Origin of the sequence: Dokdonella koreensis DS-123, from assembly GCF_001632775.1 — a bacterium.
Classification (GTDB): domain Bacteria; phylum Pseudomonadota; class Gammaproteobacteria; order Xanthomonadales; family Rhodanobacteraceae; genus Dokdonella; species Dokdonella koreensis.
In genome coordinates this window covers 2,142,988-2,164,029 of the sequence record NZ_CP015249.1, presented here as the reverse complement: position 1 = coordinate 2,164,029, position 21,042 = coordinate 2,142,988, and the positions used below count along the sequence as shown (strand labels likewise).

Sequence of the window (21,042 nt, the reverse complement as noted above, 5' to 3'; positions counted from 1 at the left end):
CCGATTCCCGGCTAGAATGAGCGCTCGCACGCCGTTCGCGCGCCGCCCGCGTCAGAACAGGTGCTTCTCGATGCCGAGCCGCGACAGGATCTTGCTCGCCATCTCCTCGATCGAGGTCGCCGTGGTGTTCTGCACCGGCAGGCCTTCACGGCGGAACAGCTTGTCGGCCAGGTCCAGCTCGTAGCGGCACTGCTCGAGCTTGGCGTAGCGGCTGCCCGGCCGGCGCGCCTCGCGCACCTGGGCCAGGCGCGTGGCGTCGATCGTCAGGCCGTAGAGGCGGTCGCGGAACGGCCGCAGCCGGGCCGGCAGCTCGATCTTCTCCAGGTCGTCCTCGGTCAGCGGGTAGTTCGCCGCCTTCACGCCGTAGTGCAGCGCCATGTAGAGGCAGGTCGGGGTCTTGCCGACGCGCGACACGCCGACCAGGATCACTTCGGCATCGTCGTACTTGACGTCGATGCCGTCGTCGTGGGTCAGCGCGTAGTTGGTCGCGTTGATGCGCGCCTCGTACTCGGCGAAGTCGGTCAGGCCGTGCGCGCGGTTGACGCGCGGCGAGCGCGGCGTACCCAGCTCCGCTTCCAGCGGGCCGATGAACGGCGCGAACACGTCGAGCATCAGTGCGCCGCTTTCGCCGAGCAGGGCGCTCAAGTCCGGATCGATGACGGTATTGACGACGATCGGCCGCAACCCGCTCGTCGCATAGGCGCGATTGATGCGGTCGGTCGCCAGCCTGGCCTTGTCGATATCGTCGACGAAGGGCAGCCGGTAGGTATCGAACTGGACGTTCTCGAACTGGGTCAGCACGCTGTGCCCGATGGTTTCGGCGGTGATGCCGGTGCCATCGGACACGAAGAATACGGTGCGGCGCATGGGATCTCCCGGGGGCGGCTGCGCACAGTCTATGCAATCGCGCGCGCCCGTGCGTCCCGTGGCGGATCCCGCCCCGAAGCCGGGCGCCTCGCCCGTAGCGGCGGCGAGGCGCTCCGACCCGGGCTGCGGATTACTGCAGGCCCGGTGGCGACTCCGGACAGCTCAGCGACGGCGGGAAGATGTAGCGTTCGACGCCGACGTCGATCTGCGCCCGGAACGCGATGTTCTGCGGCCCCGACACCAGGTTCGCCTCGATGTCCGCGCGAACGCGTCCGTCGCTCAGATCGCCGAAGCTGATCGACGCCTGGCCGAGCAGGCCGAGGATGTAGCTGCCGTTGACCGGGCCCAGCAGGGAGATCTGGACGATGCTGCCCTGCCCGGTCGCGGCGTTGACGGCCAGATCCAGACGCAGGTACTCGAATTGGCCGTTGGGCAGATCGTTCATCGCGGTGACGAGGATCTGCCGGCCGCCGTCGGGACGGTCCTGGTAGATCGCATAGTTGTTGCCGGGCGTGTCGATGTCGTAGGCCGTGTCGATGCCGTCCGCGACCGCCGTGATCGTGCCGTCGCCGAGACCCTGCGTGGAATCGGGCAGCGGCCCGACGAAGCGGAACGCGCCGAACGTGCCGAGCCCGCCGAAGTACTGCAGCAGGCCGCCCTGGCTCTGACCGCAGGCCTCGATCAGCAGGAAGCCGCCTTCGGACGGGACGTCCACCGCCAGGCCGCCGCGACGACCGTCCACGCGCGGCACGCGCACGATCGCCGGCGGGTTCAGCGCTAGGGTGTCGGGCGTGAAACGGAACGCCGGGCCCGCCGGCTCCATGTCGAACGGCGCCGGCGGGGCGGACTCGAGTCGTTCGATGCCGAACGTGGTCGGTGCGCCGACCGAACCGGGCGGTACCGTCAGCTGCGCGCCGCACAGGCGCAATTCGCCGCCTTCGGGTCCGATCGTGCTCTGCACCGGTGCACAGCCGTCGAAACCGTCGAACATGACGACCGGATCGCTTTGGGCGAAGGCCACCGTCGAAGCCGACGCAAGGCCGACGAGAAGCGCTGCCGCGCCGCCGCGGCGGCCATACGGGAAGGAAACAGACATGAGATCTCCAGATGGGAGGTGCGGGACGGCGGCGCCCGCGCGGCGAATGCACGCGCGGACGCCGCCGGGGGCCACGCGCGCCGTCATCGGGGCGACGACGCGCGGGACGGCCCCGGCGCTCAGCGAACGGGCGCGGTCAGCCGCAGGTCGTCGACCATCACGCGCGGTGCCGTGTACTCGCCGTCGAGCTGCGAGTACAGGTGGAGCGAATCGAACTCCACGCCGGTGACCGACAGCGAATTGGTGGTCACGTTGTCGCGGCCGTTCGGATCGGTGCTGGTGATCGACAGCTGCGTGCCGCCGACCTTGACGCCGTCCTTGTACGCGTCGAGATGGATGCTGATGCCGCCCCAGGGGCCGTTCTCGTAGTAGGCCAGCTGCATGCTCGCCGACGAGGCGACCTCGTCCAGATCGAGCCACGCGCTGGCCAGCGGACCGATGTTGAGGTTGCCGCCTGCGATGACCAGCTCACCCGCACCGAACGTCATCATGTTCGGCGAGCTGCCGAACGCCGGGAAGTCGTTGAACAGGTAGCTCGAGTCCTCGATCAGGAACTCGTTGCCGAGGCCGCCGTCCAGCCACGAGCCGGGCGTGAACGGCTCGTGCTCCGGGCCGGGCCAGTAGCCGTGGACTTCGTTGACTTCGCGATAGGTCACGCCGTTGTAGCGGAAGCTCGTGCCCTGCGTGCCTTCGACCAGGTCGTCGTAGGTGCTGACGGCACCGGCCGGCGGCGCCACATCGAAGCCGTCGGCGAACAGCCGGTCGGCCGGTGGCTCGGTCGGCTCGATCTGGCCGAACACGTGCATGCCGGTGGTGGTGCCGAACGCGACCACGCGGCCGTCGCCGGTGGCGCGCAGCCGGCGCGGCGCGAAGCCGACCAGGCTGGTCTCGCCGACCAGCGCCGGGGCGCTCGGCGTGGTGATGTCGAACGCCCGGAGGCCGTTGGCGTCGGCGTACCAGGCACGGTCACCACGGATGTCCACGCGCGCGTTGGCCCATTCGGCCGCATAGCCGCCGACTCGCGTCGGGCTGGCCGGACGGCTGAGGTCGAGCAGGTGCAGGCCGGTCGGGCAGCCGACGGCGGCCAGCGTGCCGGTCTCGTTGAGTGCGATGTCGCGGGCGGTGTAGCCACCGAGATCGGCGCAGCCATCGTTCCACAGCTGCACCTGGGTCGGCGCGTCCGGATCGCTGACGTCGAAGACGTGGATACCGGACAGCTCGTCGGCGGCATAGACGTAGTTGCCGTGCACCTGCAGGCGGTTGATCGTCGGCACCGCCAGGCTGCCGCGCAGCACCGGCTTCTCCGGCACCGACACGTCCACGACCTGCAGGAAGCCACCGTTGGTGGACGTGCCCAGGTACGCGTAGTTGCCGCTGGCGGCCACCGCCGAGGCGTACGGGAACTCCAGCCGTCCCAGTTCGAACGGCCGGTCGAACGAGAGGTCCGCGACGATGAGGCCATAGCCCCAGGCAACGAGGTAGGCGCGCTGGCCGTCGACCGCGAACTGCTCGAAGTCGCGCTGGTTGAGCGCCTCGGGCAGCGCGGCATCGAACCGCGACAGCGTTTCGAAGCTCACCGGGTCGACCTTGGTGATTCCGTAGTTCTCCTGCAGGATCAGCGCCTTGCCGTTCACCAGCGCGATGTCGCGCGCGGCCGCGCCGCCGGGCGGCGTGACCACGCTGGTCTCGATCGGGTCGAGGGGATCGGTGGCCACGTCCAGGCGGATGAAGCGGTCGGTACTGGTCAGCACCAGCGCGCCGTCGGCCAGCGGGGTGACCGCATCGGCGCCGAGCGCCCTGACCGGCGAGGAACCCACCGTCGTCGGGGCGGCCGGGTTGCTGATGTCGTGGATGTCGATCCCGTCGAAGCCCAGGCTGTAGGCGTAGTTGCCGGCCAGGAAGCCGTCGGTCGCCGGCAGCGTGTCGATGCTGCCGATCGGCCCGCCGCCGGCCGGCGTGGCCGGATCGTACAGGCTGAACTTCAGCCCGAAGGTCGCCGCGTACGGCGCCTGGATGCGGCTGCGGAAGTTCTCGATCTGGTCGCCGTGGCCGCAGTGGGTGTCCAGGAAGACCGGCGCGGACGGCGTGGCGACGTCGAGGGTCGAGCACACATGGACCGGCTCCGACGAGAACGTCGTGCCGCTGATGTAGATGCGGTCGCCGTCGACCTGGCTGCGCTCGTACGGTACCGGCGTGCGCAGCAGCCGCGTGAAGGTCGGGTGCAGCGCGTCGGCCGCCAGGTCGCCGAAGTAGATGCCGTTCTCGGCATCGAACAGGTACAGGTAGCCGTTCGCGGCCGCCAGGGTCCACAGGTTCTTGTAGGCCGGAGACGCGTAGTCGCTGAACTCGTTGACCAGTTCCGGACGCGCCGGATCGCGCAGCGAGTACACCGCCACGCCGGCGCTGTCGTCACCGGCCTGCCAGCTGGCGTAGAGGTAGTCGCCCCAGCGCGTCAGCCCGCGCAGGGTGCCGCTGGCCGGCGTCAGCCGGGTGCTCGACACCAGTACCGGGGCGGCCGGATCGGCGTAGTTCCAGGCGCTGACGATGCGCCCGCTGGGCACATACACATAGTCCCCGGCGATGACCGGGTCCTTCAGCGCGCCGCCGTAGACGCCGGCCAGCGGCAGCTCGCCGCTTCCGGCAGGCGCCTGCGCGGTCGCCGCCGCGTGGGCGGTGCCCAGGGCCATGCAAATCAGTACCGATAGAACCTTCTTCATGGGATCGAGCTACCTCGGATTCGTGTGCGGGATGCCAGGCAGAGCGGCGCGGCCGCTTATTGCAGGCCGAGTCTCCCGCGGGACGGCGCCGGTTGCATTCGGCCGCGATGCGTGAACGGTTCGGGAACGATTAGAAGCGCGCCGAATACCGATGCATCAGTCAGTTACGCGATGCGCGATCGATTATGGCGGACCGCGTACGGGCCGTCCGTTCAGACTTCTAATCGATGGTCACGGCCGGCAACGCCCGCTCGCCGGCCAGCTTCAGGACCTGTTCGGTCGCCCGGTGCCAGGCGCTGGTCCGCGCCTGGGCACGGTACAGCTGGGCCTGCGCCCAGGCCGCACGCAGGTCGTGCTCGGCCCAGGCAGCGACGCGGCCGACCACGGTGCTGGCGCGATCGACCTGCCCGATTTCGATCAGCGCCAGGGCATACGGCTCGGCCACCTCGACCAGGTCGTCGGGGATGCCCAACCGCTCGGCCTGCTCGAACGCGTCGGCGAAACGCTGCAGCGCCGCCTCGGTCCGGCTGAGCGCCCAGGCCTGCTCGGCCTCGGCCAGCGTGGCATAGGTGCGGCGCCAGAGATTGGGCCGTCCCTCGACCCAGCTGCGCAGTGCCACGGTTTCCGCCACCGCCGCGTCCACCTGCCCGCTGCGGCGCAGGCAGCGCAGCCGCACGGCCCAGGTGGTCAGGTACAGGTCGGGCTGTTCGTACTCCAGTTCGCCGGTGAGCGCCGCCTTGGCCAGGGGCGCGGCCTCCTCGAAGCGGCCGCGCGCCGCCACGACCAGCGCCGTCAGCGCCCGTCCGGCCGAATGCGCCGCGTAGTCGTCGGCGTCACCCGCGCCCTGCTCGATCTGCGAGAGCAGGGTGTCGGCCTCGTCGAGGCGGCCGGTGGCGAGCAGCACGTAGACCTTGGTCACCGTCAGGCGCCAGCGCAGGCGCGCGTTGCCGGTATGCGCCTCCGGCGGCCAGAACTGTGCGACCGTGGCCTGGGCGCCACCGTAGTCGAGCAGCTGTAGCTGGGCACCGACCATCCCATAGCGGACATAGGCCAGTTCTTCACGCGCGCCCAACACGGCGATCCGGGCCTCGGCGCCGCGCAGCATCGGCAGCGCCTGCGCCGGCCGGTAGTTCTTGATCTGGACCAGGCCGAGGTTCATGTCCACCTGCGCCAGGCCCAGGGCATCGCCGCCCGCCTCCATCTCCACCCGGGCCCGGCCGAGGTCGGCGGCAGCCTGGTCGAGTTTCTCGTCCTGCGAGGCAATGGCGGCCCGGCCGCCGTAGGCGCCGGCCAGCGCGATGGGGTCGCCGGCCCCTTCCAGGACCTCGATCGCCTCGTCGAAGGTCTGGCTGGCGGCGGCCAGCTGCCGGCGCCGGTACTGGGTCGAACCCAGGCTGATCAGGATGCGGCCCCGCAGCGCCGGGTCGAGGCTGGCCGGCACGCGGTCCAGCAGCGCCTGCAGGCGCACCTCCGCTTCGGCGTTGAGGCCGCGTCCCTGGTCGATCTGGGCCAGGCGCAGCTCCACTTCGGGTGTGGCGCGCAGCGACTCGGGGGCCTGCTCGATCAGGTGCCGGGCGAGGTCGAACTGGTCGGCCAGGATCGCCGCCTTGGTGCGCTGGACCAGTTCCTCCAGGGCCAGCGAACGCACCACCTCGCCGCCCTGCGGCGGCGCGTAACCGAGCCGGATCAGCAACACGTCGGTGGCGCTGCGCGCCGCCTTGAGCACGTCGTCGGAGGTCGCTTCCACCTCGTGCGGCGGGCCCGCATCCCGCCGCGCCTGCAACTGGACCTTCCACGCGCCATCGCGGTACTCGGCTTTCGGCACGATGCGCCAGGCGCCGGCGGCGGCCGGTGCGGCAGCCAGGTCGGCGTCGCCGAGACCGCCGAGCAGCGCCAGCACGTTCTCGCTCGGCGCGGTCGGCAGGCCGCCCTGCCGCAGCCGATTGCCGACCAGGTCCATCAGCCCGAGGCGCAGCCAGCTCCAATCGGCCGTGTCCGGCACGCTCGCGGGCAGCACCAGGGCGGGCGACGGCGAGGTCTTCCCCGCCGGAGCTTCCGACGCGGCCACCGGACCGGAGGGATCCGAACCGTGCCGGCCGGGCCAGAGCATCGCCAGGATCGCAATGCAGACCATGCCCAGCACGAGAGCCACGCCGGGCCAGAACGTCCGCCGCCGCGGCGGCGGGTCCCGGACCGCCGCCGGAGCGCCTGCGTCCTGCGTGGCCTCGCCGTCCGCCTCGTCCGGTCCGGCCGGCTCGACCGCCGGCCGCGGTGCGGCGACCGGCTCGCTGCCGTCGCCGTCGACCATCGTTTCTTCGACCCAGCGGTAACCGAACCGGGCCACCGTGCGGATCGCGCCATCGCTACCGCTGTCGCCGAGCGTGCGCCGGACCCGCAGTACGGTCTGCGCCAGCAGCGTATCGGCCACGTCCGCCCGGCCCCAGACCGCCGCGATCAGCTCGTCGCGGCCGACGGCACGTTCGCGGTGCTCGACCAGGTACACCAGGCAATCGAGCGCGCTGCCGGGAAGGACGACCAGTTCGTCGTCCTTCCACAGTTCACGGGCGGCGGGGTCGAGCCTGAAGGTGCGGAAACGGTAATGCCTTGCTGCCATCGGCATAGCGTAGCAGGACCCATGCATCCACCCTCCCGGTGCGCGGCGCGCCGGCAGCGACCCGACACCGCGGCGAGACCTTGCGGACGGAGCCGGATCGTGGCACCCGTGGGCTTTCCCTTGCCCCTGTTGCCGCAAACCCCGAAAATTGCCCATCCGGGCCGTCCGGCCCGCGCACGCCTTCCCTTCGCTTTCCGGAGACTGTCTTGAGCGATCTGGTTTTGTGGCTCGATGAATTGCGCTTGTCCGATCTGGCCAAGGTTGGCGGCAAGAACGCCTCGCTCGGCGAGATGATCGGCAACCTCGCCAAGCTCGGCGTGTCGGTGCCCGGCGGCTTCGCCACGACGGCCCATGCGTTCCAGCAGTTCATCGCGCAGAGCGGCCTGGCCGCGCGGATCCAGCAGCGGCTGGCCTCGCTCGACGTGGAGGATGTCGCCGCGCTGACGGCGGCAGGCACCGAGATCCGCGGCTGGGTCGTCGAAACGCCGCTGCTGCCCGAGTTCGACCAGGCCGTGCGCGAAGCCTATGCCACGCTCTGCACCCAGGCCGGCGCCAGCGACATCGCCGTGGCGGTGCGTTCCTCCGCCACCGCCGAGGACCTGCCCGATGCGTCGTTCGCCGGGCAGCAGGAGACCTTCCTCAACGTCAGCGGCGCCGACGACGTGATCCACAAGGTCAAGGAAGTCTTCGCCTCGCTCTACAACGACCGCGCGATCGCCTACCGCGTCCATCACGGCTTCAAGCACGAGGACGTCTTCCTCTCGGCCGGCGTCCAGCTGATGGTACGCTCGGACGTCGGCGCGTCCGGCGTGCTGTTCACGCTCGACACCGAGTCGGGTTTCCGCGACGTCGTCTTCGTCACCGGCAGCTACGGCCTCGGCGAGATGGTCGTCCAGGGTGCGGTCAATCCCGACGAGTTCTACGTCTACAAGCCCACGCTCAAGGCCGGCAAGCCGGCGATCCTGCGCCGCCAGATCGGCGCCAAGCAGCAGCGCATGGTCTATTCGGACACGCCCGGCGAGCGCGTGAGGATCGAGGCGACCCCGGCGGCCGATCGCACACGCTTCTGCATCGACGACGGCGAAGTCCAGGAACTGGCGCGGCAGAGCCTGATCATCGAGCAGCACTACGGCCGGCCGATGGACATCGAATGGGCCAAGGACGGCATCACCGGCAAGATCTATATCGTCCAGGCGCGCCCGGAGACCGTGAAGTCGCGCGGGCATGCGACCCAGGTCGAGCGCTTCCAGCTCAAGGCGCGCGGGCCGGTCCTGGTCGAGGGCCGCTCGGTCGGCCAGAAGATCGGCTCGGGCACCGCGCGGGTGATCCGCACGCTCAAGGACATGAACCGCGTGCAGCCCGGTGACGTGCTGGTCGCCGACATGACCGATCCGGACTGGGAGCCGGTCATGAAGCGGGCCGCGGCGATCGTCACCAACCGCGGCGGCCGCACCTGCCACGCGGCGATCATCGCCCGCGAGCTCGGCGTGCCGGCGATCGTCGGCTCCGGCAACGGCCTGGACGCGATCCCCGACGGCGCCGAGGTGACCGTTTCCTGCGCCGAGGGCGATACCGGCTACGTCTACGAAGGCAGGCTCGAATTCGAGCGCATCACCGCCGACCTCGGCGCCATGCCGCCGGCGCCGCTCAAGGTCATGATGAACGTCGCCAACCCCGAACGCGCCTTCGACTTCGCGATGCTGCCGCATGCCGGCGTCGGTCTGGCGCGGCTGGAGATGATCATCGCCAGCCACATCGGCGTGCACCCCAAGGCCCTGCTCGAGTACGACAAGCAGGACGCCGAGACGCGCGGCAAGATCGACGAGCGCCTGGCCGGCTACGCCGATCCGGTCAGCTTCTATGTGGACCGGCTGGCCGAGGGCATCGCGACGATCACCGCCGCGTTCGCACCGGAGCCGGTCATCGTGCGCCTGTCGGACTTCAAGTCCAACGAGTACGCCAACCTGATCGGCGGCTCGCGCTACGAGCCGCACGAGGAGAACCCGATGATCGGCTTCCGCGGCGCCAGCCGCTACGTCGATCCGAGCTTCGCCGATGCGTTCGCGCTCGAATGCCGGGCGATGAAGAAGGTCCGCGAGGAAATGGGCCTGACCAACGCCTGGGTCATGATTCCGTTCGTGCGCACGCTCGGCGAAGGCCGCAAGGTCATCGAGGTGCTGGCCCGGAACGGGCTCAAGCAGGGCGAGAACGGCCTCAAGATCATCATGATGTGCGAGGTCCCGTCCAATGCGCTGCTGGCCGACGAGTTCCTGGACATCTTCGACGGCTTCTCGATCGGCTCCAACGACCTGACCCAGCTCACGCTCGGGCTCGACCGCGACTCGAGCATCGTCGCCAGCCTGTTCGACGAACGCGATCCGGCGGTCAAGAAGCTGCTGTCGATGGCGATCCAGACCGCGCGCGCCAAGGGCAAGTATGTCGGCATCTGCGGCCAGGGTCCCAGCGACCATCCGGACCTCGCCGAATGGCTGATGGACCAGGGCATCGAGTCGGTTTCGCTGAACCCCGATACGGTCGTCGATACCTGGCTGAAGCTCGCGAAGAAGAAAGCCGGCTGATCCGATTGCCGATGCCGCCGGCAACCGGCGGCATCGCGGCCTAGCGTTCCGGTCCTCCGGATCGAGCGCAATTGGAGCATCCGGAGCGCTCCTGGCATCCGGCGCGAATGTGCGCCGGATGCCGTAACGGCAGGCTACGGTCCTTCCCGAACCGCCTGCCGAGGCCCCGATGCCCTCTTGCACGTCCCGCCGTAACGCGCAGCGCCTGCCGCGCGCCCTGCTTTCATGCCTGCTGCTCGCCGGCACTCCGCTGCTGGCACAAGGGCTCGCGTTCCGGGAACTGGTGCTGCAGCCGGGCGAGCACGCCGCCAGCCTGGCCGCCGACGGCACCGTCGTGGGCACTTCCGTCGATGACGGCGTGCTGCGCTGGCCGCCGGAGGCGTCCTCGCCCGAACCCCTGGGCGGCGGCCCGATCAGCTACACCAGCGACGTCACTCCGGCGCTGTCGAAGAACGGGAGGACCATCGCGGTGGTCCGTCGCACCATGCAGACGCCGCCGGCACCCATCTTGGCGCCGTGGTTCCGGCAGGACGAAGGCAGCTGGGCTCCCCTGCCCGGCCTGAGCCTGCACGATGCGTTCCCCTACGGCGTCTCCGCCGACGGCACGCGCATCGTCGGCGCCGGCCGCATGCAGCCGGTGCCGGGCCAGCCGGCACCGAACCGTCCCTGGATCTGGGATGCGGCCGCCGGACAGCGCACGCTGCCGGTACCGGCGGAGCTGGAAGGCGGCGAAGCCTGGGCGGTCGGCGACGACGGTCGCGTCGCGATCGGTCACTTCTACTACCGGCCCGATCCGGCGTTTCCGAACCGCTACTACTACGGCGCACGCTGGTCCGACGGCGTCGCCAGCATGCTGCGCGACGCCGAAGGGCGCCCGCTCGGCCGCGCCATGGCCTGCAATGCCGACTGCTCGATGATCGTCGGCGGCGGCCCCGGCGGCGACGTCACCCCGGACGATCCGGCCTGGGCGCTGGCCTGGTTCTGGACCGAGGCCGGCGGCGCCACCTACCTGGATCCTTCGGGACTGCCGGCGGGGGCGCAGCCGCCGTACACGGCCTGGGACCTCAGCGACGACGGCACGACGATCGTCGGCACCTACACGATCCTGGCTGAGGAACCGTTCGGCGCCCTTCCGGCCCGGCGGCCGTTCCTGTGGACCGCCGCCTCGGGCATGCGCGACCTCGGCACCCTGCTGGCCAGCCAGGGCATCGCCTTCGGCGGCGAAGGCTGGGAACTGGTCGCCAGCGCGGTCAGTCCGGACGGCCGCCAAGTGCTGTTGAACGGCCGCGATACGGACTCCATGCCGCGCGCCGCCGTGGTCACGCTGCCCGGCGACAGGCTCTTCGGCGACGGCTTCGACCCTGGCCTGCCGGATCGGTGACGGTACGGGCGCTCAGCGGTCGTCGCGCGTCCAGACGATGCCGTGCTCGACCTTGACGGGGAAGCTGGCCACCGGCTCGTACGCCGGCGGGCACAGCACGTCGCCGGTGCGCAGGTCGAAGCGCGCGCCGTGGCGCGGGCACTCCACCTGGAAGCCCTCGACGACACCGCCGGCCAGCTCGCCGCCATCATGCGGGCAGACGTCCTCGATCGCGTAGAACTGGCCGTCGACGTTGAACACGGCGATGGCCGTGTCGCCGTCCCAGGCCACGCGAAACTCGCCCGGCAGCAACTCGAAGGTCGTGCAGACCTCGACCCAATCCCCCATCACGCACTCCTGCGGCATGGCGGCCGCGCAAAGTGCACGATGGTATCAGCCGACGGCCGCCGCGCCGTCCGGCAGCGTCGCGCCGAGCGCCCGCAGCGACGCGATCGGCGACCCGGCGAGGCTGGCCTTGAGCTGGTCGAGGAAGGCCGGCGTCGCGGTTTGTGCCGCCTTGCGCAGCCAGGCCACGGCCTCGTCGATCTCGCCGGCCAGGGCCAGCACCGAGGCATAGCTGCATTGGCCGCGGAAGTCGCCGCCCTCGGCGGCGCGCCGGTACCAGTCGCGCGCCGCCGCCGGATCGCGCTCGACCAGCCAGCCCTCGTCGTAGTGGCGGCCGACCAGGTTCATCGACTTGGCATGCCCCTGTCCGGCCGCCAGGCGATACAGCGCCAGGGCACGCGCCCGATCCTCGGGCACGCCGCGTCCTTTCGCCAGCAGCTGCGCGTAGTTGTACTGGCCCCAGTCCAGGCCGCACTCGGCGGCGCGGCGATACCAGGCGGCGGCCAGCTCCAGGTTGACCGGCGTGCCGCGACCCAGCTCGTGGCAGCGCCCGACCATGTTCATCGCCAGCGCGTGCCCGGCACTGGCGGCCAGCTGATACCAGTGCAGGCCTTCCTGCGGATCGAGCGCCACGCCACGCCCCTCCAGGTGCATCTGGCCGAGCAGGTACTGCGCGGCGACGTCGCCGTCGCGTGCCGCCTCCCGCAAGCGCCGCGCGACGGCGGCGGCATCGGCCGGCGCCTCAGACATCGGTCCACTGCCGCAGCAGGTTGTGGTAGATGCCGGTCAGCTGGATCAGCTCCGGCGCATCCGGAATGCGTGCGGTCAGTTGCTGGATCGACACGTCCAGCTCGAACAGCAGCCGGCGCCGCGCATCCTCGCGGATCATGCTCTGGATCCAGAAGAACGAGGCCAGGCGGGTACCGCGCGTCACCGGCTGCACCTGATGCAGGCTGGTGCCCGGGTACAGGACGAGATCGCCGGCCGGCAACTTGACGCTGTGCGTGCCGTAGGTGTCCTCGATCACGAGGTCGCCGCCGTCGTAGGCATCCGGATCGCAGAGGAACAGCGTGGCCGAAAGGTCGGTCCGCACCGGGCGCGGCGGCTGCACGGTCCGGTCGTAGCGGACCGCGTTGTCCACGTGGTAGCCGAACGACTGGCCGCCGGCATAGGCGTTGAACAGCGGCGGGTAGATCTTGAGCGGCAGTGCGCCGGCGAAGAACGTCGGGTTCTTCGCCAATGCGTCGAGCACGATGCCGCCGAGCTCGCGCGCCGCCGGATCGGTTTCGGCCAGTTGCAGGTTGTGCTTGGCCTTGGCCGACTGGTAGCCGGCCGTGATCCGCCCATCGCTCCAGTTCGCCTCCTGGAGCCGTTGCCGGAAATGATCGACCTGGTCGGCGTCGAGCACGCCGGGAATGTGCAGCAGCATCGCGATGCCCCCGACTCGAAGAAAAAACCCCGCCGCTCACGCGGCGGGGTCGGACTTTACGCCGTTCCGCAGCCGGCGGGTCAGAACCCGTAGGTCGCCGTCAGTACATAGGAGCGTCCATCGCCCGGGGTCGCCCAGCCGTTGTTGCGGATCCGGGTGTAGTACTCCTTGTCGGTCAGGTTGTTGACGTTGAGCTGGAGATTGAAGTTGCGGTTGACGCGCCAGGCCACCATCGCGCGGTGCACCCAGTAGTCCGGCGCCGTCACCAGCGGACCGTCCGGATTGGCGGCGCTGTGCTGGGTCAGCCAGATCTTGCCCTGGTAGGTGGCGCCATAGCCGAACTGCCAGTCGGCGACCTGGTAGGTCGTCCACAGGCTCAGCGAGTTCTCCGGCGTATTGGTCAGGCGGTCGCCGCGCGTCCAGTCCTGGCCCTCGCCGGCCGAGAAGTCCGACACGCCCTGCAGCACCTCGCTGTCCAGGCGCGCGTAGTTGGCGTAGACCGACCACGCATCGGTGATCTTGCCGCTGATGCCGAGCAGGATGCCGTCCACGCGCGCCTGGCCGTCGAGCGCCTGCTCGCCGGTCGGGTTGAGCGGATCGGGATCGTTGACGCGGTAGTTCTTGCGGTCGTTGCGGAACACCGAGCCGGTCAGCGACAGCGCGCCGTCGAGGAAGTCCCACTTGGTACCGAGCTCGTAGTTGACCGCGGTCTCCGGATCGACGTTGCAGTTGCCGGCGCCGGTGGCGCCGCCGACCGTGCACGAGCCGTTGACCGACGCCTTCGACGGCGTCTTGGAGTTGGAGTAGGCCAGGTACACGGTACCGTTCTCGACCGGCTTGTAGACCAGGCCACCGCGGAACGAGAACAGGTTGTCGTCGTTGTCCAGCGGCGCGGCGGCACCGGTGATCTGGCCGATGCTGCCCGGCGTCGTGGAGACCGTATAGGCCGTTGAGGTGCCCTCGTTGCGCTCGTAGCGGGCGCCGAGGCTGAGCTGCCACTGTTCGTTGAACTTGATCGTGTCGAACGCGTAGACGGCGCGGTTGTCCAGCTCGCCGCGGGTCTTGCCGGTACGGAAGTAGTTGTACGGCCCGGTGTAGAACGAGTCGGGGTTGTACAGATCCATGAACGGCAGGTGTTCCGGCGCGACGAAAGGATTGCTGCCGTCGGCGTTGCGGAAGACCGAGCCGGTATCGAGGTCGAACTTCTCGTGCAGGAACGAGACGCCCGCGACCAGTGTGTGGGCGACCGGACCGGTGGCGAAATCGAAGGTGAAATCGGTCTGGTTGTAGAGCGTGTCGTTGGTGGTGTCGCGCACGTAGCCGCGCGGGCCGCTCGGCAGGTATCCGCCGATCGGCACGACGATCTGGCTGGCGCCGGTGCCGGACGTGCACGGCGTGCCGGTCGGGGTCAGGTTGTTGGGCATGCACCACACGCCCTGCACGGCGTCGACGATCGTCTTCTGGTCGACCTGCTGCACGCGCGAGAGGTTGCGCAGCGCCAGGTTCTCGCTGAAGCGGTGATCGATGATCGCGGTGAACGCGTCGGTGGTGATGTCCTGCTTGTCGACGTTGTGGTAGCCGTAGTAGTTCGACGAGTCCACACCCGGCAGCGGACCGCCGTTGTAGTACGGCACGCCGTACTGCGGGATGTTGTCGTCCTTCTGGTGCAGGTAGCTCAGCGTGACCTGGGTGTCGGTGCCCAGGCCGAAGGCGATCGACGGCGCGAAGCCCCAGCGCTCGAACTTCTCGTGGTCGCGACCCGGGACGTCGTTGTGGTGACCCATGAGGTTGAGGCGGAACGCGGTCGTCTCGCCGAACTGGTGGTTCGTGTCCAGCGTCAGGCGGCGGTAGCTGTCGCTGCCGAGGCCACCGGCGATCGTCGTCGAATCACCTTCGCGGGCGGCCTTGCTGACCAGGTTGATCGAGCCGCCGACCGAGCCCGCGCCGGCATAGGCCGAATTGGCACCGTTGACCAGCTCGACCGCCTCCAGATTGAACGGATCCGAGCGCGTGTACTGCGCGCTGTCGCGCACGCCGTCGACGGTGATGTCGTTGCCGCCGGTGAAGCCGCGCAGGTTGATGCTGTCACCGTAGCCGCCGCCGCCCTCGCCGGCGCCGAAGGTGATGCCCGGCAGGGTGCTCAGGATGTCGCGCAGCGTCAGCAGGTTCTGCTCGGCGATGATCTTCTGCGGCACCACGGTGATGCTCTGCGGCGTGTCGCGCACCAGCTCGGTGTACTTGGACGAGGACGGCTTCTTGAGCGCCTCGCCGCGCACGTTGACGGTATCGAGCTGCTCGGCGTCCGCACTGCTGGATGCATCCGCATCGCCTTCGGCCGGCTGCGCCTCGGATGCCGCCAGTGCACCGAAGGCGGTGGACGCAAAGGCCACGCCGATCGCGGTGGTCAGCAGGCGTCTCGGGGAATTCGAGCTCGAGCGTATGTACGGATGACTGCGCATCGCGGGTTCTCTTCTCTAAGTGGACGGAAAGGGAAAAACGGCCCGACAGCGGGCGTTAAACAAATGCTACTTGCAATGCGAATGATTCGCAACAATTCTTCGAGTCCGACTCACGCGTGACACAGAGTGTGCCGCCGTCCGGCGGCACGGCGCCTCAGTAGACGTCGCGGCGGTAGCGGCCTTCGATGCCGATGCGATCGAACAGCGCGCTGCCGAGCACCTCGAGCAGGGCCGCATCGACACCCGGCGCCATGCCGTCCAGGCTGCCGCAGACGTAGACGGCAGCGCCCTGCTCCACCCAGCGGCGCAGTTCCCCGGCGGCCTCGCGCAGGCGCTGCTGCACGTAGACGCGCTCGGCCTGGTCGCGCGAGAACGCCAGGTCCAGGCGCTCGATCCAGCCATCGGCCTGCCAGGCACGGATCTCGTCCTGGTAATACCAGTCGTGCGCCGCGTTGCGCTCGCCGAACACCAGCCAGTTGCGGCGATGGCCGGCGGCGATGCGTTCCTTGAGCAGGGCCCGCAGGCCGGCCAGGCCGGTCCCGTTGCCGACCAGGATCAGCGGCCGTGCATCGGCTGGCGCGTGAAAGTTGGTGTTGCTGCGCGTGCGCAGCGCGATCGGCGCACCGATCGGGGCATGTGCGGTCAGCCAGCCGGTACCGATACCGAACGAGCCATCCGGGCGCCGCATCTGCCGGATCAGCAGGTGCACCTGGCCATCGGCCGGCAGCGACGCGATCGAGTACTCGCGATGCGGCAGCGGCTGCAAGCGATCGGCGAGTGCCTGCGGATCGAGGTCGGTCACCTCGGCGGCTTCCGGCAACCGGCTGGCCGCCAGGACGTCGCCGAGCGTGGTGCCGGTATCCGACCGGACCGGGGCCTGCCCGTCCAGGCCCAGAGCGGCCAGCAGCCGCGCGACATCACCGGGGGCATTGCGCGGGCCGATCTCGGCGATGTCACCGGCCTGCCATGCGGCGGCGCCGTCGACCGGCGCCAGCGCGAGGTGGAAGCACGGATCGCCGGCACTGCCGGGATTGAGCAAGCGGCGTTCGGCCAGGCGCCAGCGGCCGTACTCCGGCGCGCTCCAGTCCGGCAGGTCGCCGCGCCCGGTGAGCAGGCCCAGGTGATGCTGCCAATGACGCAGGGCGCCCTCGTCGCCGTTGTCGACCTCGACCCCATCGAACAGCGGCGCAGCGCCGCACCGCCTGAGCCAGGCGTCGAGCTGGCGGCCGAAGCCGCAGTAGTTGACGTACTCGCTGTCGCCGAGCGCGAGCAGGCCGTAGCGCACGCCTTCGAGCGGGAGCTCGCGGTCCATCACCTCGCTCACGAAGGCGATCGCACCGTCGGGCGGATCGCCCTCGCCGGTCGTGCTGGCGACGAACAGCACGCGGCCGGCAGCGGCCAGCGTGGCCGCATCGAGCTGCGCCAGCGGCAGCAGCCGCGCCGCGGCACCGGCCGCGACCAGCGACTGCAAGGTCTGGCCGGCCAGTTGCTCGGCGAAACCGGTCTGGCTCGCATACGCGACCAGGATCGGGGGGCCGGCGACCGGCGCCGACGCGGGCACCACGGCCGCCTCGGCCGCGGCTTCCCGCCGGCGCCGCGTGCGCCAGGCGACGGCGGCGCACAGCATCAGCCAGGCGACGACGACCGCCAGCGCCGCCAGCAAGCGCCGCGGCGGCGGATCGCGCCAGAAGGTCGCGTCGCCCTGCAGCGAGAACAGCCATCCGGCGAGCAGCGCCAGCGCCGCCAGGATGGCGGTCGTCGCCAGCGCGGTTGCGGACGGGCGGCGCAGCTTCATCGCATCAATCACGGTGTCTTCGTTCCAGTTCCGAGCAAGGTCGCGAATGCCGGCGACATGCGCTCCTCGAAGCCTGCGTCGGTGCGCAGGATGAACAGCACCGCCACGTCGTGCGCGACCGCGTAGGCCATGCCCTCTTCCGGCCCCAGCACCATCATCGTGGTGCCGAGCGGGTCGGCGTCGACGGCCTGCCGCGCCGCCACGGTGACCGACGCGATGCGATGCGGCACCGGGCGACCGCTGCGCGGGTCGATGTGGTGCGAATAGATCGCGCCGTCATCCTCGAACGCATGGCGGTAGTCGCCCGAGGTCGCTACTGCGCGATCGTCCAGCGAAAGCACGCGTTCCACCTCGTCGAGTCGGCCGACCGCTCCGGCTGCCGCTCCGGGCCGTTCGATCGCCACCTGCCAGGGCTGGCCGTCGGGCCGCCGGCCGCGGCCGCGCAGTTCGCCGCCGACCTCGACGAGATAATCCGATACGCCGGCGGCATCGAGATGGCGCGCGACCTGGTCGACACCGAAGCCCTTGGCGATCGACGAAAGATCCACGTACACGCCGCCCGGCTGCCAGGCACTGCGCCGCTCGGGGTCCAGCCGGACCTGCTGCCAGCCCACGCGCGCGCGCGCGGCGGCGATCGCCTCGGCCGGCGGTGGTTCGCGATCGCGGCGCACCGGACCGAAGCCCCACAGCTCCACCAGCGGCCCGACGGTGGGGTCGTAGGCACCGTCGGTATCGCGCGCGAGCGCGAGCGCATGCTCGAGCACGGCATAGAACTCGGCCGGCAACGGTTGCCAGGTGCCGGCGGGGGCGCGGTTGAAGCGGCTGAGGTCCGAGTCGGCTTCCCAGGTACTCATCTGCGCGACGACCGCATCGAGCTGACGCTGGATGCCCGCCGCCAGTGCCTGCGGATCCACCGTGTCGGGCCGCACCAGCGTGACCGACCAGGTGGTCCCCATCGTCCGGCCCTGCAGGCGCTCCACGCGCGGCGCAGCCGCGCAGCCCGCGAGCAGAAGCAGGATCGATAGGATCGGGAATTTCATGGCGGCGCAGGACCGGGCCGGGCCGGCTCGCGAAAACGGGCGGACCGGCCGGACGCTCGTGACTTCGAGGCTTACTGCGGCAGGACTTCCAGCGTGGCCACGTACGAGGCGCGGCGTTCCTTGGCCTGCGGGACGGAGGTGTTGGTGTCCGACAGCGAGGCCTCCAGCCAGTACATGCCCGGCTGCGGCCAGGTCACCGAGAAGCGCCCCTGCGCATCGGTGGTCACCTTGATCTCGTCCTGGCGGTCGCGGTAGCGGCTGCCGCCCGGGACGATCTCGACCTCCAGGCCCGCCGCCGGCTTGCCGTCGATGTGCAGCGCGAAGGTGGCCGCTTCGCCGGCGAACAGGTCGTTGGGGTGCGTGACCGGCACCAGCTCGAGGCCCTTGCCGGTCGCCTTCAGCGCGACATCGTTGGGCTTGCCCAGCGTGACGAAGGTCTCGATGCGGCCCGAGGACTGGGTGACCTTGAGTTCCTTGGCATCGGCCGGGACCTCCTTGGCGAAGGTCTCGGCGGTGCCGCGCCAGCGCTTGCGCTCGCCCTTCTCGTCGACCCAGCCGGCGAACAGGCCGCTGTTGACGGTGGCGATGCGATAGGTGCCGTCCTTGACCAGGTCGAGGTCGAACGTCGTGCGGTACTTGCCGGTGTGGCTGTTCTGCGCCTCGACGGCGGCACCGTCGGGGCCGGTGACGACGAGGCCCTCGACGCGCAGCGGCACGTGGTTGAAATAGAACAGGTCGTTGGAAACGGCGGCGTCGACGGTGATCCAGCCGGCCTTGGACAACACGGTCTGCGACGGCAGGATCCAGGCCTTGTGGGCCTGGGCCGACAGCGGCAGGACGACGGCGAGGCCCAGGGCCGCCCATTTCAGTACAGATTTCATCGAGGTTCTCCGGTGATGCGCGTGCGGGACCGGCCGAGGCCGGGCCGTCGGCGGGTCTTCAAGGATTGAGGTCGAGCGCCAACGCGCCGAGTTCGTGTTTGCCCTGCGCGGACAGGTGCTGGCTGGCGCTGGGCGGCCAGTCGAACGGGATGTTCAGCAGCTCGCGGCCACCGACCTCGCGCGCGGCCTCGACGACCAGCCGGTACGGGCCGGCAGCCAGCTCGCCGAGCGGCGCCTTGCCGCCGGTGAAGTGCAGCGTGTGCTGGCCGACCGGGCGCGTCGCGCCGGTGACCCCGTCGATCGGGAAGCTCTGCTCGCGGCCGCTGCGGCGCCACCACTGGCGCAGGTCGGCCAGCCACTTGGTGCCGGCGCCTTCGCTGGTGTCCTTCTGCTGGTACCAGACCGCGAGATTGGCGGCGACGCTGTTGTCGGGGCGCTCGATCCAGATCGCCACGTACGGACGGTGGTACTCGGAGACGTCCAGGCTCGGGATCTGGACGGTGATGTCCATGTCCGCCGCCATCGACGATGCCGATGCCAGGCCGCCCAGGATCAACGCAAGCCATGTACGCATGGAACTACCTCGCTCAATGGATGAAAACGATCATGATCACCAGCATCACCACCAGGCCGAGTCCGACCACCGGCCAGGTGCCGGGCCGCTGCCGCGCGTGCAGCTGCAGCAGGAACAGCCCGGTCAGGCAGAAAATCACGCAGGCGACCGCGAACACATCGATGAACCAGCTCCAGGCCGGCCCGGTATTGCGTCCCTTGTGCAGATCGTTGAACCAGGAAACCCAGCCCCGATCGGTCTTCTCGTACTCCACCGCCCCGCCGGCGCGATCGATGTTGAGCCAGGCATCGCCGCCCGGGCGCGGCAGCGACAGGTAGACCTCCCCGTCGGACCACTCCGCCACGCGGTCGCCGACGCGCAGCGACAGCTCGGTGCTCAGCCATTCACGCACGTCCGCCGGCAACGGCGCCTTGTCCGTGTCGCCCGCCTCGGCCAGCTGTGCCAGCAGGGGCGCCGGCAACTGGCCGTGGCGCTGTGTCACCTGCGGCCGCGCCTCGATCTTGGAGGCATGGTTGAGCGTGACGCCGGTGACGCTGAACAACAGCATCGCCACCAGACACAGCGCCGAACTGATCCAATGCCATTGATGCAGATGCTTCAGCCAGAACGCACGGCGCTTGGGATCCGGCCGCTTCTCGGCCCGCAGCTCAGTCATTGCCCACCATCGAACGATGCGGCGGCGCATCGATGCCCGCCGCAGGCCGGCAATTCCATCACGAATGAGAATAAATCTCAATTCCGGATTGCGTAAAGAACCGTTCGGGCGTTCGTGCCGCAAGCCGGGACTGCCGCGCGATCGTGCCCGACGCGCAGCCGCGTCAGTCGCTGCGCCTCAGCTGCGCAGCCGGAACAGCGGCCGGTCGCCGCCGCACCGTACGCGCTCCACGAGGCCTGCCGATTCCAGCTGCGCCAGCACGCGATGCACGGTCACCTGGCTGACCGCATAGTCCAGGCCCCGATAGATCGTGCGGCCGCACATCGGGGCGTGCTCGCGTTCGCTCAGCAGGGCCAGCACCTGCTGGCGCGGCACGGTCGCCGCCAGCCCGGCCGAGTGCAGCCGTTGGCGCAGCGGCGCGGACGAAGCACCCGTCGGCCGGGAGGGCCTGCGCCGGACGGCCGCGACAACCGCTGCCCGGCGACCGCCGCGCAGCACCGTCTCCTCGCTCGCACCGGTGCGCATATCGCTCTTCGCTGCGGCATCCAGCGGCAGCGCGTGGCCGCCGAGCGTCGCGATCGCCAGCAGCCAGGCGACGGCGCGAAACCGCATCGGGCGCCGGTGCGCCCGT

Annotated in this window: 16 protein-coding genes; 2 read left to right on the top strand and 14 right to left on the bottom strand. The window is 70.0% G+C overall.

The genetic code is table 11. The annotated features are described in order from the left end of the window. Positions 1–51: 51 nt before the first annotated feature. From ppsR to I596_RS08715, 4 genes are all read right to left on the bottom strand, one after another. The gene (gene ppsR / locus I596_RS08730; RefSeq protein ID WP_067646534.1) at positions 52–867 is read right to left on the bottom strand and encodes a posphoenolpyruvate synthetase regulatory kinase/phosphorylase PpsR; all 816 of its coding nucleotides are present in this window, start codon (positions 865–867) and stop codon (positions 52–54) included. Positions 868–997: 130 nt separating this feature from the next. Beyond that, positions 998–1,963, bottom strand: a complete 966-nt coding sequence (locus tag I596_RS08725; RefSeq protein WP_150132084.1) for a hypothetical protein — start codon at positions 1,961–1,963, stop codon at positions 998–1,000. Between the two features lie 119 nt (positions 1,964–2,082). Beyond that, positions 2,083–4,680 carry an LVIVD repeat-containing protein gene (locus I596_RS08720; protein ID WP_083965469.1) on the bottom strand — a complete coding sequence of 866 codons (2,598 nt, stop codon included), beginning with the start codon at positions 4,678–4,680 and terminating at the stop codon, positions 2,083–2,085. 220 nt (positions 4,681–4,900) lie between these two features. Then, positions 4,901–7,294, bottom strand: a complete 2,394-nt coding sequence (locus tag I596_RS08715; RefSeq protein ID WP_190279019.1) for a winged helix-turn-helix domain-containing protein — start codon at positions 7,292–7,294, stop codon at positions 4,901–4,903. A 206-nt stretch (positions 7,295–7,500) separates the two neighbouring features. Between I596_RS08715 and ppsA the strand changes: the two genes are divergently transcribed. Continuing rightward, the gene (gene ppsA, locus I596_RS08710) at positions 7,501–9,873 is read left to right on the top strand and encodes a phosphoenolpyruvate synthase (RefSeq protein ID WP_067646522.1); all 2,373 of its coding nucleotides are present in this window, start codon (positions 7,501–7,503) and stop codon (positions 9,871–9,873) included. 169 nt (positions 9,874–10,042) lie between these two features. Then, positions 10,043–11,254, top strand: a complete 1,212-nt coding sequence (locus tag I596_RS08705) for a hypothetical protein (RefSeq protein WP_067646519.1) — start codon at positions 10,043–10,045, stop codon at positions 11,252–11,254. Between the two features lie 12 nt (positions 11,255–11,266). Here the strand turns inward: I596_RS08705 and I596_RS08700 are convergent, their stop codons facing one another. From I596_RS08700 to I596_RS08655, 10 genes are all read right to left on the bottom strand, one after another. Then, entirely contained in the window at positions 11,267–11,581 is a 315-nt protein-coding gene (locus I596_RS08700; RefSeq protein WP_067651654.1) for a Rieske (2Fe-2S) protein, read from the bottom strand. Positions 11,582–11,626: 45 nt separating this feature from the next. Further along, the gene (locus tag I596_RS08695; RefSeq protein WP_067646516.1) at positions 11,627–12,328 is read right to left on the bottom strand and encodes a tetratricopeptide repeat protein; all 702 of its coding nucleotides are present in this window, start codon (positions 12,326–12,328) and stop codon (positions 11,627–11,629) included. Then, a complete protein-coding gene (locus tag I596_RS08690; RefSeq protein WP_067646512.1) occupies positions 12,321–13,007 on the bottom strand; it encodes a Fe2+-dependent dioxygenase in 687 nt (228 codons plus the stop codon). Before I596_RS08690 ends, I596_RS08695 begins: the two co-directional genes overlap by 8 nt. 80 nt (positions 13,008–13,087) lie before the next feature. After that, positions 13,088–15,466 carry a TonB-dependent receptor gene (locus I596_RS08685; RefSeq protein WP_067646509.1) on the bottom strand — a complete coding sequence of 793 codons (2,379 nt, stop codon included), beginning with the start codon at positions 15,464–15,466 and terminating at the stop codon, positions 13,088–13,090. Between the two features lie 154 nt (positions 15,467–15,620). Continuing rightward, on the bottom strand, positions 15,621–17,261 hold the full coding sequence (locus I596_RS08680) for a flavodoxin domain-containing protein (RefSeq protein ID WP_083965467.1): 1,641 nt from the start codon (positions 17,259–17,261) through the stop codon (positions 15,621–15,623). 8 nt (positions 17,262–17,269) lie between these two features. Beyond that, a complete protein-coding gene (locus tag I596_RS08675; protein WP_067646508.1) occupies positions 17,270–18,301 on the bottom strand; it encodes an FAD:protein FMN transferase in 1,032 nt (343 codons plus the stop codon). Positions 18,302–18,372: 71 nt separating this feature from the next. Beyond that, positions 18,373–19,182: a DUF4198 domain-containing protein gene (locus I596_RS08670; protein ID WP_067646506.1), complete on the bottom strand. Its 810-nt coding sequence runs from the start codon at positions 19,180–19,182 to the stop codon at positions 18,373–18,375. 58 nt (positions 19,183–19,240) lie between these two features. Continuing rightward, positions 19,241–19,756, bottom strand: a complete 516-nt coding sequence (locus tag I596_RS08665) for a DUF2271 domain-containing protein (protein WP_067646504.1) — start codon at positions 19,754–19,756, stop codon at positions 19,241–19,243. Between the two features lie 13 nt (positions 19,757–19,769). Next, positions 19,770–20,411, bottom strand: coding sequence for a PepSY-associated TM helix domain-containing protein (locus tag I596_RS08660; RefSeq protein ID WP_067646501.1), 642 nt, complete (start codon positions 20,409–20,411; stop codon positions 19,770–19,772). A 177-nt stretch (positions 20,412–20,588) separates the two neighbouring features. After that, complete coding sequence (locus I596_RS08655) at positions 20,589–21,023, bottom strand: transcriptional repressor (RefSeq protein ID WP_067646498.1); 435 nt, start codon at positions 21,021–21,023, stop codon at positions 20,589–20,591. Positions 21,024–21,042 lie beyond the last annotated feature (19 nt).